Source organism: Caballeronia sp. LZ024 (assembly GCF_031451455.1).
GTDB classification, from domain to species: domain Bacteria; phylum Pseudomonadota; class Gammaproteobacteria; order Burkholderiales; family Burkholderiaceae; genus Caballeronia; species Caballeronia telluris.
In genome coordinates, this window is the sequence record NZ_JARUXL010000004.1 from 1,171,596 (window position 1) to 1,185,478 (window position 13,883).

14 protein-coding genes are annotated in these 13,883 nt (G+C 65.0%); 9 read left to right on the plus strand and 5 right to left on the minus strand.

Features of this window, described 5'->3' with window-relative positions; all coding sequences use genetic code 11:
- Positions 1-229: 229 nt before the first annotated feature.
- Positions 230-1,534 (minus strand): MFS transporter, encoded by a 1,305-nt coding sequence (locus tag QCE48_RS27655; RefSeq protein ID WP_309781682.1) that lies wholly within the window; start codon positions 1,532-1,534, stop codon positions 230-232.
- A 156-nt stretch (positions 1,535-1,690) separates the two neighbouring features.
- Between QCE48_RS27655 and QCE48_RS27660 the strand changes: the two genes are divergently transcribed.
- Genes QCE48_RS27660 through QCE48_RS27670 form a run of 3 tightly spaced genes read left to right on the plus strand, consistent with a single transcriptional unit; the run spans position 1,691 to position 4,553 of the window.
- Positions 1,691-2,413: a GntR family transcriptional regulator gene (locus tag QCE48_RS27660; protein ID WP_309781683.1), complete on the plus strand. Its 723-nt coding sequence runs from the start codon at positions 1,691-1,693 to the stop codon at positions 2,411-2,413.
- Positions 2,414-2,442: 29 nt separating this feature from the next.
- Complete coding sequence (locus tag QCE48_RS27665) at positions 2,443-3,711, plus strand: MFS transporter (protein ID WP_309781685.1); 1,269 nt, start codon at positions 2,443-2,445, stop codon at positions 3,709-3,711.
- Positions 3,712-3,728: 17 nt separating this feature from the next.
- On the plus strand, positions 3,729-4,553 hold the full coding sequence (locus QCE48_RS27670; RefSeq protein WP_309781686.1) for an amidohydrolase family protein: 825 nt from the start codon (positions 3,729-3,731) through the stop codon (positions 4,551-4,553).
- A 6-nt stretch (positions 4,554-4,559) separates the two neighbouring features.
- Here QCE48_RS27670 and QCE48_RS27675 read toward each other — a convergent pair whose 3' ends face one another.
- Positions 4,560-5,519 (minus strand): hypothetical protein, encoded by a 960-nt coding sequence (locus QCE48_RS27675; RefSeq protein WP_309781688.1) that lies wholly within the window; start codon positions 5,517-5,519, stop codon positions 4,560-4,562.
- A gap of 292 nt (positions 5,520-5,811) precedes the next feature.
- Here QCE48_RS27675 and QCE48_RS27680 point away from each other — a divergent pair, with 292 nt between their 5' ends.
- Complete coding sequence (locus QCE48_RS27680; RefSeq protein WP_309781690.1) at positions 5,812-6,243, plus strand: YqaA family protein; 432 nt, start codon at positions 5,812-5,814, stop codon at positions 6,241-6,243.
- Positions 6,244-6,316: 73 nt separating this feature from the next.
- Positions 6,317-7,489, plus strand: a complete 1,173-nt coding sequence (locus QCE48_RS27685; RefSeq protein ID WP_309781692.1) for an FUSC family protein — start codon at positions 6,317-6,319, stop codon at positions 7,487-7,489.
- Positions 7,490-7,498: 9 nt separating this feature from the next.
- Here QCE48_RS27685 and QCE48_RS27690 read toward each other — a convergent pair whose 3' ends face one another.
- The 3 genes from QCE48_RS27690 to QCE48_RS27700 all read right to left on the minus strand — a co-directional run bounded on the left by QCE48_RS27690 (position 7,499) and on the right by QCE48_RS27700 (position 9,804).
- Positions 7,499-8,083 (minus strand): retropepsin-like aspartic protease, encoded by a 585-nt coding sequence (locus tag QCE48_RS27690; protein ID WP_309783720.1) that lies wholly within the window; start codon positions 8,081-8,083, stop codon positions 7,499-7,501.
- 30 nt (positions 8,084-8,113) lie between these two features.
- Positions 8,114-8,671: a retropepsin-like aspartic protease gene (locus tag QCE48_RS27695; protein ID WP_309781694.1), complete on the minus strand. Its 558-nt coding sequence runs from the start codon at positions 8,669-8,671 to the stop codon at positions 8,114-8,116.
- A gap of 107 nt (positions 8,672-8,778) precedes the next feature.
- Entirely contained in the window at positions 8,779-9,804 is a 1,026-nt protein-coding gene (locus tag QCE48_RS27700) for an AraC family transcriptional regulator (RefSeq protein ID WP_309781695.1), read from the minus strand.
- A 150-nt stretch (positions 9,805-9,954) separates the two neighbouring features.
- Between QCE48_RS27700 and QCE48_RS27705 the strand changes: the two genes are divergently transcribed.
- The 4 genes from QCE48_RS27705 to QCE48_RS27720 are packed head-to-tail and all read left to right on the plus strand — an operon-like array spanning position 9,955 to position 13,868.
- Positions 9,955-10,893 (plus strand): 3-keto-5-aminohexanoate cleavage protein, encoded by a 939-nt coding sequence (locus QCE48_RS27705; protein WP_309781697.1) that lies wholly within the window; start codon positions 9,955-9,957, stop codon positions 10,891-10,893.
- A 57-nt stretch (positions 10,894-10,950) separates the two neighbouring features.
- Entirely contained in the window at positions 10,951-12,297 is a 1,347-nt protein-coding gene (locus QCE48_RS27710) for an MFS transporter (RefSeq protein WP_309781699.1), read from the plus strand.
- 42 nt (positions 12,298-12,339) lie between these two features.
- Positions 12,340-13,080, plus strand: a complete 741-nt coding sequence (fabG, locus tag QCE48_RS27715) for a 3-oxoacyl-[acyl-carrier-protein] reductase (protein WP_309781700.1) — start codon at positions 12,340-12,342, stop codon at positions 13,078-13,080.
- Positions 13,077-13,868, plus strand: coding sequence for an SDR family oxidoreductase (locus QCE48_RS27720; protein WP_309781701.1), 792 nt, complete (start codon positions 13,077-13,079; stop codon positions 13,866-13,868). Before fabG ends, QCE48_RS27720 begins: the two co-directional genes overlap by 4 nt.
- The last annotated feature ends 15 nt before the right edge of the window (positions 13,869-13,883 follow it).

Consider the following 13,883-nt stretch of genomic DNA (forward strand, 5'->3'; position numbering starts at 1 on the left):
GCCGCCGAGTGCGCACCGTGTGAGGCTTAGCCGATCGGTTCCTCCGCCTTCGCGGAGATAGCCCCCATCGACCACCGCGCGACATGATCCAAAGTTGGTTCCCCGCGTTTGCAAACACAGACGCGTTCACATACGGAAGACCATCAAACGAAGGCACAAACCTCAAGCCCGCAATCCGGAAACTGTGCCAATGGATAACCCACGCCCAAACGCCCCAAACGCCAAACCCTCACCGCCCCGCCGCCGCCCGCACCATTCCCCGACGCTGCGACATCCCCCACGCCACCGTCATCCCGATTCCGAGCGTCGCGAGGCACACCATCGGCACGACCATCGGCGCGCCTGCGTTGCCCGCCACCTTCCCGACATACGGCATCAGATTCTGGCTGAAGAACCCGCCGAGATTGCCGATCGAATTGATCGCCGCGACGCTCGCCGCCGCCCGCGCGCCCGAAAAGAAGCGCGGCGGCAGCGACCAGAAGCACGGATACAAGAGCGGAATGCACGCCCCGCCGAGCACGAGCGCGGCAAAGCGCAGCGGCAGCGTCGGCAACGCCAGACTCAGCGCGAAACCCACCACGCCGACGCCCGCGACGATCGCCATCGCCTTCAGCACGACGCCCTCGCGCTTGAGTTTCGCGGGCAGCCACAGCAGCAGCAGCGCGCCGATCCCCCACGGAATCATGTTCAGCAAGCCATTGAGCGACGACGGTACACCGCCGCTTTTGAGCAGCGTCGGCATCCAGTAGGTCACGCCGTACAACGACGTCGACATCAGCATGTACGCGGCGGCGAACATCAACACGCGCGGATCGATCAGCGCGCGCCACGGATGTGCCGACGTCGCCTCGGGTGACGCCTCGCGCAGCAACGCGCTCTTCATCACGCGCTTTTCGTCTTCGGAGAGAAAGGGCGCGTCGTCCACCGAGTTCGGCAGAAAACGCAACGCGACGCCCGCGATCAGGATCGCCGGCGCGCCCGTCGCGACGAACACCCATTGCCAGCCGGCGAGGCCGAAGTTGCCGTCGAGTGAGAGCAGCAGCCCGCCCGCGAGCGAGCCGAGCATGTTGGCAAGCGCGCTGCCGAGCGTGAAGAACCCGAGCATGCGCGTGCGATGGCTCTGCGGAAACCACAGCGTCAGATAAAAGATCACGCCCGGATAAAAGCCCGCTTCGGCCACGCCGAGCGCGAAGCGAAAGACGTAGAAGAGGCCCATCGAATGCGTGAAGGCCATCAGGACCGTGATGACGCCCCATGTCAGCATGATCCGCGCGAGCCACAGCCGCGCGCCGAAACGATGCAGCGCGAGCGTGCTCGGCACCTCGAACAGCAGATAACCGATGAAGAAGAGCGAGGCGCCCAGTCCGTACGACGCCTCGGTCATGCCGAGGTCGTGCACCATTTGCAGCTTGGCGAAACCGACGTTCTGCCGGTCGATGAACGCGATCAAAAACATGACGATCAACAAGGGCATCAATCGCCATGCGGTCTTGGTCACGACCTGCTGTTCGCTGGGGGAAGTCGTCGTGGTCATACGGTGTCTCCGTGAAATTCATATATATGTTTGGTGGAATTTGACGGGCCGACAATCAGTGATTACCCGGCGAGAAAGCTTTTTAGGGTTTGTCTTAAGGTGACATCGACGACCAACACATGCAAACATATACATGAATTCACGACGCAGACCGTCATGCAAGCCGACAACCGACTCCCCCGCTACCAGCGCCTGCGCGACGAACTCGTCGCGCAGGTCGCCGCGCGCCATTGGCGTCCGGGCGAAGCCATTCCGACCGAACAGGCGCTCGCTAAAAGCTATGACGTCGCCGTCGGCACGGTGCGCAAGGCGGTCGATCTGCTGGTGAACGAAGGCATGCTCGAGCGCTTTCAGGGCCGCGGCACCTTCGTGCGGCGCGCGAGCTTCGACAGTTCCCTCTTCCGCTTCTTCCGCTTTCAGACGAAGCAAGGCGAGCGGCGCATCCCCGAGAGCCGGATCCTGCGGCGCGAAATCACCGAGGCGCCGTCGGCCGTCGCGGCGGCGCTGCAGATCGCGCCGAAGGCACGCGTGATCCGCCTGTCGCGGCTGCGCCTGATCGACGACGTGCCGATGCTCGCCGAGGAAATCTGGCTGCCGTTCGAGCGCTTCGCGGCCTTCGCGCAGTTGCCGATCGACGACATCGGCGACCTGCTCTATCCGGTCTACGAGGCGCAGTGCAACCAGGTCATCGCATCGGCGACGGAGACGCTGACCGTCGAGTCGATCGGGCCGTTGCATGCGCGCCTGCTGCGCATCGAGCCGGGCACGCCGACGGTCGTCATCGAGCGTCTTGCCTATGGCTACGATCGCCAGCCGCTGGAATGGCGACGCTCGCGCGGTCCGGCGAGCGAATTCATCTACACCGCCGAGATCCGCTGATCCAGCGCGGGCGCAGCCAGGAGTCAACGATGTTCCGATGGTTCAGGGAAATATCCGGCAACGAAAAGCGCACGTTCTGGGCGTGCTTCGGCGGCTGGGCGCTCGACTCGCTCGACGTGCAGATGTTTAGCCTCGTGATCCCGGCGATCATCGCGGAATGGTCGATCAGCCGCACGCAGGCGGGCCTGGTCGGCGGCGCGACGCTGGTGGCATCGGCGATCGGCGGATGGGTCGCGGGCATGCTCGCGGACCGCATCGGCCGCGTGAAGACGTTGCAGTGGACCGTCGCGTTCTTCTCGGTCTTCACGTTCCTTTGCGCGTTCGCGCAGACCTATCCGATGTTTCTCGTGCTCAAGAGCCTGCAAGGGTTCGGCTTCGGCGGCGAGTGGGCTGCCGGCGCCGTGCTGATGGCCGAAACGATTCGCCCCGAGCATCGCGGCAAGGCGATGGGCACGGTGCAGAGCGCGTGGGCGGTCGGCTGGGCGGCGGCCGTGCTGCTCTATGCGCTCATGTTCTCGCTCGTCCCCGCCGACACCGCGTGGCGCGTCATGTTCGGCATCGGCATCCTGCCGGCGCTGCTGATCCTCTATGTGCGGCGCGGCGTCGAAGAACCGGTGGCGCGCCGCGACGTGCACGCCAAGGGCATGCCGCTCTTCGGCATCTTTTCGCCGCAGGTGCTGCGCATGACGCTCGTTGGCGGATTGCTGGGTGTCGGCGCGCACGGCGGCTATTACGCGCTGATGACGTGGCTGCCCACGTTCCTCAAGACCGAGCGCCATCTCTCCGTGCTCGGCACCGGCGGCTATCTCGCGGTGATCATCGTCGCGTTCTTTTGCGGGTGTCTCGTGAGCGCGCAACTGCTCGACCGCATCGGCCGGCGCGCGACGATCCTGCTCTTCTCGATCTGCTGCGTGGCGACGGTCGTCGTCTATCTGTTTCTGCCGCTCGGCAATGTCGCGATGCTCGTGCTCGGCTTTCCGCTCGGCTTCTTCGCGGCCGGCATTCCGGCGAGTATGGGCGCGCTCTTCTCGGAACTTTATCCGCGCGGCACGCGCGGGACCGGCGTGGGCTTCTGCTACAACTTCGGGCGCGTCGTCTCGGCGGGCTTTCCGGTGCTGGTCGGGCATATGTCCGCGAACATGTCGCTCGGCATGGCGATCGGCATCGATGCGGCGATCGCGTATTCGATCGTCGTCGTGGCCGTGCTGATGCTGCCGGAAACGCGCGGCAGGATGCTCGCCGACGACCTGCCGGAACCCGAGACGATCGTGCCGCTGCCGCGCGCGCATCGGCGCTGAAGCGGGGCCGACGCAACATGGCGAACCAGCAGCAACACGACGCGGCGATCACCGCCATCGATGCTCACGCGCACGTCTTCGAGCGCGGGCTGCCGCTCGCGGCGCGGCGCCGCTACGCGCCGGATTACGACGCGACGCTCGCGGACTATCTCGCGACACTCGACGCCCACGGCATTTCGCACGGCGTGCTTGTGCAGCCGAGCTTCCTCGGCACCGACTGCCGCTATCTGCTGGACGCGCTGGCGTGCGCGCCCGGGCGTTTGCGCGGGGTCGCCGTGATTGACCCGTCGTGTGAGCCCGCGATTTTCGAGGCGATGGATCGCGCGGGCGTCGTCGGCATCCGGCTGAATCTCCTGCAAGCGCCCGATCCGCATTTCGACGATCCGGCATGGCGCGCGGCGCTCGCGCAGATCGCGCGGCTCGGATGGCATGTCGAGTTGCATGTCGAGGCGGCGCGGCTCGCGGGCATCGCGCGGCCACTCCTGAATTACGACGTGCGCATCGTCGTCGATCATTTCGGGCGGCCGGAGCCGTCGCTGGGCGTCGGCGATCCGGGTTTTCGCGATCTGCTCGCGCTCGGGCGCACGGGGCGCGTGTGGGTGAAGGTGTCCGGCGTCTACCGGATCGGCGGGCTCGCGTTGGCGCGGGCTGCAACCGACGCGCTGAAAGCCGCGTTCGGGATGGACCGTCTCGTGTGGGGCAGCGACTGGCCGCACACGCAGTTCGAGCGGGCGGAGCGCTTCGACGACGCGTTGCGCGTCCTGCACACGCTCATTCCGGACGTGCACGAGCGGCACGCCGTGCTGGCGAACACGCCCGCGCAGTTGTTCGGTTTCGTCTAGCGCGCTTCAGGCCGCCTTGCCGCCGACGTCCTGCCCGGCCCAGATCTGGCTGTCGGGAAACCAGAACGCTTCCGGCCTCGGCGGCGCGGCCAATGTGACGGGCAAATCGGGATTGAATATCTTCGACCACGCCGATAAATACGACGGCATTTTCACGAGATAACCGCAATTCGAAAGCAGCAGGCTCGATACCAGCGCTTCGCGTCCGATTTCGAGTCCTGGATAACCGCTGAAATGAATCGGCCTGTCGCCGTCCGAAAGCAGTTTCGCGGGTGCGATCTTAATGGGGCGGCTGAACGGCCACGCGCAAAAGAAATCGATGAACGGCTGTTCGTCGCTTGAAACGAATATGTTCGTCAATTGCGGATTGAGCGCGAGCGTCTGTTCGACCAGGCGGCAAAAATCGCCCCACGGCACCGTCATCGCCTCGATCTTTTTATCGGTGCCTCTGAAATGCACGCCCAAAGTCGATTTGCCGATGTCGAGTCTTTTACATATCGATTCGACTTCATCGCGAACAGGCGCCGCCGGCCGATAATACGACCGGAATAGTGCGCTCGCGCTGTGCAGGCGAAGTCCCGCCTCATAACGCTGGCGAAAACCCAGTTGAACCAGATCGCGCACGGTGGAAGTGCGCACCTTGCGCGGCGAGGGCGCGCCGGGCAACGGCCGCACGGTTTCGAACAGTGCAGAGAACCAGTCGATCTTGCCTTCCGGATCGCCGTAAAGGCCGCCGCGCGCCGAGATGCGCGGTGTCAGCCGCTTCTCTTCGCAATGCATGAGAATGAACAGGACCATTTGCATCACGGAAAAGAAGCCGGAGTTTTCCCTGATCTCGATGGCGAATACGCTGCGGTTCAATCGCTGCCGCGCATGCAGCGAGAACCGGATCGGCGTGGCGACGGAATGCTTGAATCCTTCGCTGTGCCGGAATTGTCTTACCCGATCGACCACCCTTCGCAACATCGCGTGACTCCTAATCAATTAGGCTTGTTGGAATTTGCGTACGGCGTGCGATACCAGGAACTGTGCGTCAAGAATAGCACCGCCATATCGCAGCGGAGTAAGTCCAGCATGCAATTTCATTGGATAACAAACGCAGTCCGGTAAGAATTTCTTTACCGAAACTAATCGATCTTTTACGCAAACGTTGGCGACGCCAATGGCGATGTCTTTCATATCCAGCTGATTGGAGTTAACCCCGAACGACGCCGCGAACGCGTGTATCGTGCATGTTCCGCGAACGCCGCCATGCCTCATGACCGATCTGTCGATATACGGCGGGCTTTTCGTCGTCGCGCTCGTCGCCGCGACGATTTTCCCGCTCCAGTCCGAAGCGCTGCTCGTCGGCTTGCTGCTGCACGGCGGACATCCGGCGTGGCTGCTGGTCGTGGTGGCGAGCGTCGGCAACATCGCGGGCTCGACGATCAACTGGGTACTCGGGCGCTCGATCGAGCGGTTCCGCGACCGCCGATGGTTTCCGATCAAGCCGGCCGCGCTCGATCGCGCGGAACGCTGGTATCGTCGATACGGTCGCTGGACGCTGCTGCTGTCATGGACGCCCGTCATCGGCGACCCGCTCACGATGATCGCGGGCGTGCTGCGCGAGCCGCTGCCGTCGTTCCTCTTGATCGTCGCAATCGCGAAGACGGGGCGGTACGTCGCGGTGGCGGCGCTGACGATGATGTAAGGCCGCAACGCATCCCGCGCGCAGAGTTTGCGTTTTCCATCCTTCGGTGACAGTCGATCGACGCACGCTGACCATGAACGCTCGCCCGCCCGACCCGCGCCCTTCGCCGTTCGCGACGCTCATCCGCATCACCCGCGACGCCGCGACGGCGCTCGGTCGCGAACTCGCCGCATGGAAGCCTTCGTCCGAGCGCGCGGGCTTCGCCGCGCAGGCGATGGCGTCGGTCGCCCTCGCGGTGGCGCTCGCGCGGGCGTTCGACCTGTCGAACACCTGGTGGGCGGCGATCAGCGGCTTCGCCGTCATGCAGACGAGCTTCGCCGCGTCCGCGCGACGCGGGCTGCATCGGATGCTCGGCACGGTGCTCGGCGGGCTGCTCGGCGCATTGGCCGGTCCCGCGCTCGGCGGTCTGCCGTGGCTCTTCGTGCCGGCGATGGGCGCGATCGGAGGCGTCGCCGTGTACCGGGCGCTGGCGTCGGAATTCAGCTACGCGTGGGTGCTCGGCGGCGCCACCGCGCTGATGGTGATCTTCGAGGCGCACACGCTTCCCACCTTCGCGGCGACCGCCTCGTTCGCGACGCTGCGCGTGTCTGAGGTCTTCGTGGGGACGCTGGCCTGCGTGGCGGTGTCGGGCGTCTTCCACGCGGGCGAGCGGCAGTATCGTCGATATCGCCCGCTGGCCGCCGTCGAGGCGCTCGCCGCGACGGTCGCACAGCCGTCGCCGAAGTCGATTCGCGCCGCGCGCAAGCTGCTCGCGTGGCAGGGCGCGGTATCGATCGCGATCCTGGCAGCGCTCATCTACATCCTGAAGCTGCCCGGTTTCGCGCAGGCGATGGTCACCGCGATGGCCGTGCTCATTCTGCCGGCGGCGTCGCTTGCGGGTCACACGCGACGACCCGTCGCCGAACGGATGGTCCAGCGCTTCGCGGGCTGTCTGCTGGCGGGATTGATCGGCGTGGCGCTTTTGCCGCTGCTGGGCGATCACGCCTGGCTTTCGATGATCGCGCTGTCGGCCGGCGTGTGGTCCGGTTGCCATGTGCAGACCGGGAAGGAGGGCGCGAGCTATGTCGGGCGGCAGTTCACCATCGCGTTCATCATGGTGTTCGTGCAGGACCATCGCTGGTCGGCCAATCCGCTGCCGGCGCTCATGCGCCTGTCGGGCATCCTGACGGGCGTCGTCGTGCTCGCCGCCGTGATGCTCGCGATGAGCCGGCTGCCGCTCGCGCGCGAAAGCAGCGACGCGCTCTGAACGCGGCGGCTAATGGATCGGCACGAAGGATGCGGGCGCGTGCGCCTCGGGCGACAGGCGCGGCACTTCGACCACGCGCGGCATCACCTGATACGTGATGTGCGAGTGAGTTGAAAACACGCGCAGGCGATCGGCCGGTAGCGCGTCCGACACGGCGTCCTGCTTGCTGATAGCGGCCAGTTGGCCCGGCATGTAGAGCGACACGGCCGGCGACGGTTCGGGCCTTGCCGCCACCACGCCGAACTCGCCGCGGCCCGAGCCCAACTGCATGAAGACCCATCCCGTCGAATAAGACGGCCAGACGCGGCGCCACCGCAGGAAGTCCATGCCGAGCAGCATGTCGGTCGACATGGGCGTGTCGATCACGCCGACACGTGCATTTTCGAATGCACGGTCGCCCACCGTCATCTCCCTGAACCGGTGAACGCGAACGTCCAATGGCTTACCGCTGATGCCCTGGCCCGAGCTTGCGGGATCGTTCGCGTTGATGTCGGCGCCGGCGTCGAGTGCCGCCTTTCGCGACACGACCGTGGATTGCGCTCCGGTATCGAGCAGCGCCCGCATCCGGTGACGATCGAGCCCGAGCGTCAGGATGAAACGATGACGCGGCGTGTATTCCGCCGATTACGCCTGGTAGTCGCCGCTCCACGGCGCGAAGCGGCCGCGACAGTTGCGGGCGGAATAGAGCGTCATCGTCTTCGCCGGGAAGTCCAGTTCGACGTCGAAGCGCGACAGGACGTCGTTCCCGAGGATGCCGATCACGGACGCCTTCGTGTCTTGCGCGGTAAAGCTCATTTTTGCTGTCGGCGTGACGAGACGGGTCCATTCCACCGGCCCGAGCTTCAGCGAATCGACGATGCGCGGATAGTCGTGCTCCGCGCTCTCGCCGAGACCGTTCACTTGCTCGGTGTGCGCGATATTGCGCGGCAATTGCAGCGCGTCGGCCGCCTCGGCGGAGCGCAGCGTTTTGTCGGAACCGGTATCGAGCATGAACAGGCGCGTTTCGCCATTGAAGCCGACCGGCACGGCGTAGTGCTTGCCGATGTCAGTCAGCGGCAGCTTTGCTTCGATATCCAGGTGACGGCCGGCACCCGGCGACGCGTTTTGCGCCTGCGCGGCCGCCCAGGGCGTCAGCGCGACGAAGCAGAAGGCGATCGCTTGCCTGCGGAGCTTTCGGATCATGTTTGCGGAGCGTATAGGCGTGACGGAGAGATATTAAACATGGCATATCAATACGGTCGGCAAGCCCGGCGTCATTGTTAAATTCTGCTTCGAAACGGCCCGGCGAATCAGTGACGCAGTTCCCCCGGTCCTTTCCCCGTCCAGCGTTTGAGCGCCCGCCGGAAGTTCGCGGCATCGCTGAAGCCGAGCAGCATCGCGATATCGTCGGTGCTCATCTTGGTCGTCTTCAGATATTCCGTCGCGAGCGAGCAGCGCACGTCGTCGACGATCGCGACGAAGGACGTTCCCTCCACCTCCAGACGGCGCCGCAGCGTGCGGCTCGTCATCTTCAGGACTTGCGCGACCACTTCCATGCTCGGGAAGACACCGGGTTCGCGCATCAGCACCTGATAGACCTCGCCGGACGCGCCCACCGACGTCTTCGCCTGCCCGATCAGACGGTCACAGGTTTCCTGGAGCAGCGCCGCCGAATGCAGATGCGCGAGCTGCGGCTTCTGGTCGAGGATCGCGCTGTCGTAGATCAGTTCGCATTGGTCTTGATCGAACTCGCACGGGCAGCCGAGATACTTCGGATAGAGATCGGCGTGGGCCGGAGCGGGATACGAAAAGCGGGCCTTCACGGGCGGGCAGCTTCGGCCGGCGACATCCTGAAGATGCGTGACGTGCTGCGTGAATTGCTGTTCGATCACGAACTCGCGCAGTTCGCGCGACGGACTGGAGATGAACGCATCGGGAAAGGTCCAGACGCCTCTGTCGGGATATTCGGTCCAGGCGATCGTGACCGTGGGCGTCGCGAGCTGGTGGTATTTCACGCCGAGCCTGAAGTAATCGCGCAGCGACAGGCACGACATCAGCGCGTAGCCGTACATGCCGTAAGCGGACAGGTGCAGCCGCGAGCCCACTTCGAACGGCGTGGCCGGATCGGTGGACAACAGGATGGCGTTCTTGCACACGGCCGCGTACTGGCGCACCGAGGTGAGCGTGGCTGCGTCGTAGATCTCCTCGGCCTTCACGCCGCTGCCTTTCAGGCTGTCCTCCGGCGCGATGCCTTGCTCCGCCAGCACTTCCACCAGCGCTGCGATCTTGTAGGGCGCGTAAATGCGCTCATTGAGCAGCGGATATTTCGACGACACGGCCTGCCTCCGAGAATGTCCCCGACAGCTACCCATCTGTCCGGAAATGACCTTACCGGCGCCATGCTATCCCACTACCATCGGTATCACAAGGGAGCGGTCCGCACGCCGCTTACCGCTCACAGAAAACACCGGAGACAGCATTCAGCCATGAGCACTACCAGCCGCAAGGTCATCATTTCCTGCGCCGTGACGGGTTCCGCGCATGTTCCGTCGATGTCCGACTATCTGCCGATCACGCCCGAGGACATCCGCTCACAGGCGATCGAAGCGGCCGAAGCCGGCGCCGCGATCCTTCACCTGCATGCGCGCGATCCGCGCGACGGCCGGCCGACGCCGAGCCCCGACGTCTACCGCGAGTTCGTGCCCGCGATCGCGCAGGCGACCGACGCCGTCATCAACATCACGACGGGCGGCAGTACGCGCATGACGCTCGACGAGCGGCTCGCCTATCCGCGTATCGCGCGGCCCGAGATGTGTTCGCTCAACATGGGATCGATGAATTTTTCCCTGCATCCGGTGGCGGCGAAGATCGAAACGTGGCGCTTCGACTGGGAAAAGGGCTACGTCGAAGGCATGGAGGACATGATCTTCCGCAACACCTTCCGGGACATCCGCAACATCCTCACGGAGTTTCAGGACTATGGCACGCGCTTCGAGTTCGAATGCTATGACGTCGGGCATCTGTACAACCTGGCGCATTTCGTCGATCAGGGATTGATCAAGGGGCCGTTCTTCATCCAGTCCGTGTTCGGGATTCTCGGCGGCCTCGGCCCGGATCCGGAAAACGTGGCGCTCATGCGCTCGACCGCCGACCGGCTTTTCGGTCGCGAGAATTACCATTTCTCGATTCTCGGCGCGGGCCGCCACCAGATGTCGCTCGTGACGATGGGCGCGATTCTCGGCGGCAACGTGCGCGTCGGGCTGGAGGACAGCGTGTACCTCGAGAAGGGCGTGAAGGCGAAGACCAACGCGGAACAGGTCCGCAAGATCCGGCGGATCCTCGAAGAACTCTCGTTCGAGATCGCGACGCCCGCCGACGCCCGCCAGATGCTCGGCTTGAAGGGTGCGGGCAAGACCTCGCTCTGACATCCGCTGCGCAATACAAACAAGCTGCATACAAGCAGATTCCTTGCAGGAGACACCATGACTACGCATTCCACCGGACACGGCACGGACGACACGCATCGGATCGCCACGCTCAAGGCGATGCAGAAGCTCATCCCGCTGATGTGCGCCATCTATTTCATGTCGTATCTCGACCGGACCAACGTCGCGCTCGCCAAGGCGCAACTCGCGGCCGATCTGGGCATCAGCGCCGCTGCCTACGGGCTCGGCGCGGGCATCTTCTTCCTCGGCTATGCGCTGCTCGAGGTGCCGAGCAATCTCGCCGCGCACCGGGTTGGGCCGCGCCGCTGGATCGCGCGTATCGCGGTGACGTGGGGCGCGCTCTCCGCCGCGATGATGTTCGTGAAAGGCGAGTATTCGTTCTACGCGATCCGCGTGCTGCTCGGCATCGCCGAAGCGGGTCTGTTTCCCGCGCTGATGTACATGGTCACGCTCTGGTTCGCGCCGAAGGACCGTCCGGTGGCCGTCGGGTGGATTTACACCGCGCCGGCCACCGCGCTCGTGATCGGCAATCCGCTGGGCGGCGCGCTGATGCAGCTCGACGGCATGGGCGGTCTGCACGGCTGGCAGTGGATGTTCCTGCTGGAAGGCCTGCCGACGATCGTCGTCGGCGTGCTGCTTTATTTCAAGCTGCCCGAGCGGCCGCGCGACGCCCGCTGGCTCACTCCAGCCGAAGCGCACTCGCTCGAAACGCACGCGGTCATCGACACGCACGGTCACGCCGACCTCTCGTCCGCGAACTGGGTCGCGGCGCTCAAGCGTCCGAGCACCATCCTCATCGGCCTCATCTACTTTCTGAACCAGGTGGCGTTCGTCGGGCTCGTGTTCTTCACGCCGGCCATGATCCAGCAGATGCAGGTAAAAACGCCGATCGTCGTCGGGCTGCTGTCGAGCAGTGTCGGCATCGGCTTTTTGCTGGGCGTGCTGATCCTTCCGCGCATCCATCGCCGCATGAAGGGCGACTGCCTGTACCTCGGCGTGCTGACGGCCGGGCTGGTTGCGAGCGGCCTGGCGTTCATTGCGTCGACGAGTCCGGTCGTGCAGATCGCGCTCTTCGTGGCTACCGCCTTCTTCGGCGGCGGCGTGCTGCCTTCCTACTGGGCCATCGCGATGAAGCGGCTGCAAGGCATCCAGGCCGCGGCGGGGCTGGCGTTCATTAATACCATCGGGCTGATCGGCGGCTTCGTGGGTCCGTATGTCTTCGGCATGGCCGAGACGGCGTCGGGCAGAAGCGCCTCCGGCTTCACCGTGGTGGTCGCGGCGGCGGTGCTGGGGCTCGTGCTCGTGCCGCTGCTCGCAAAGGCGATCCGGCTCGAAGCGCGCCCGGACGCGCTCGGCCAGCCCGCGCTCGAAGTGGATGCGTGACGAGGCGCGGGGTTCAAATTCAAAATGAGCGGAGAGCAGGAAATGAGACTGAAAGGCAAGGTAGCGATCGTGACCGGCGCGGGCCAGGGAATCGGCGCGGCGACGGCGCTGAAGTTCGCGCGCGAAGGGGCGGTGGTCGCGGCATGCGACGTGAATCGCGAGGCGTTGTCGAAAGTGGTCGAGGCCTGCCGTGAAGCGGGCAGCGAAGCCGAGGCCTTCGTCGTGGATGTCGCGGACCGGAAGTCGGTCAACGAGATGGTGGCACGCGTGCTCGCGACGCACGGCCGGATCGACGTGCTGGTGAACAACGCCGGCATCACGCGCGACGCCCGGCTCCAGAAGATGTCGCTCGAACAGTTCGACGACGTCATCGACGTCAATCTGCGCGGCGTCTTTCATGCGGCGCAGGCTGTGGTCGATACGATGGTGGAGCAGCGAAGCGGCGTCATCCTGAACGCAAGTTCGGTGGTGGGGATCTACGGCAACTACGGCCAGACCAACTACGCGGCGGCCAAGTTCGGCGTGATCGGCTTCACGAAAACGTGGAGCCGCGAACTCGGGCCAAAGGGCATCCGCGTGAACGCCGTCGCGCCGGGTTTCATCGACACGCCCATTCTCTCGACCGTGCCCGACGAAGTCATGGCGAAGATGCGCGAGCAGGTTCCGCTGCGCCGTCTCGGCAAACCCGAGGAAATCGCCAGCATCTACGCGTTCCTCGCAAGCGACGAGGCGAGCTACATCAATGGCGCGGTGATCGAGGCATCGGGAGGCATGTCGCTATGAGCGTACTCGATCTTCTCAAGCCCGCGCCGGGCCTTCGCGTTCTCGTGACGGGCGCCGCCACGGGCATCGGCGCGGCCATCGCAGAGGCCTTCCTCGAAGCGGGCGCAGCCGTCTATATCTGCGACGTGGACGCCGCCGCCGTCGAGCGCGCGAAGGCGCGCCATCCGCGCCTTCGCGCGGGCGTCGCGGATGTCGCGAATCGCGAGCAGGTGGACGCCGTCATCGACGATGCGCGCCGCACGATTGGCGGGCTGGACGTTCTCGTGAACAACGCGGGCATCGCCGGTCCGACGGGCGCGGTGGAGTCGATCGACCCCGCCGAGTGGGAGCGCACGGTCGCGACCAATCTCAACAGCCAGTATTACTTCCTGCGAAAGGCCGTGCCCGTGCTGAAGGAGACCTCCGACGCGCCGGCCATCATCGCGATGTCTTCCGTGGCGGGCCGTCTCGGCTACGCGTTTCGCACGCCCTATGCCGCGACCAAGTGGGCGATCGTCGGCATGATGAAGTCGCTCGCCGTCGAACTCGGGCCGGACAACATTCGCGTGAATGCCATCCTTCCCGGCGTGGTCGAAGGCGAGCGAATGGACCGCGTGATCGCGGCGCGCGCGCAATCGCTCGACATTTCAGTCGACGCCATGCGCGACGCGTATCTGCAAAAGATCTCGCTGCGGCGCATGGTCACCGTCGACGACATCGCCGCGATGACGCTGTTTCTCGCATCGCCCGCGGGCCGCAACATCTCGGGGCAGGCGATCAGCGTGGACGGCAACGTCGAATATCTGTAGTTGCCGCCGCCGCGG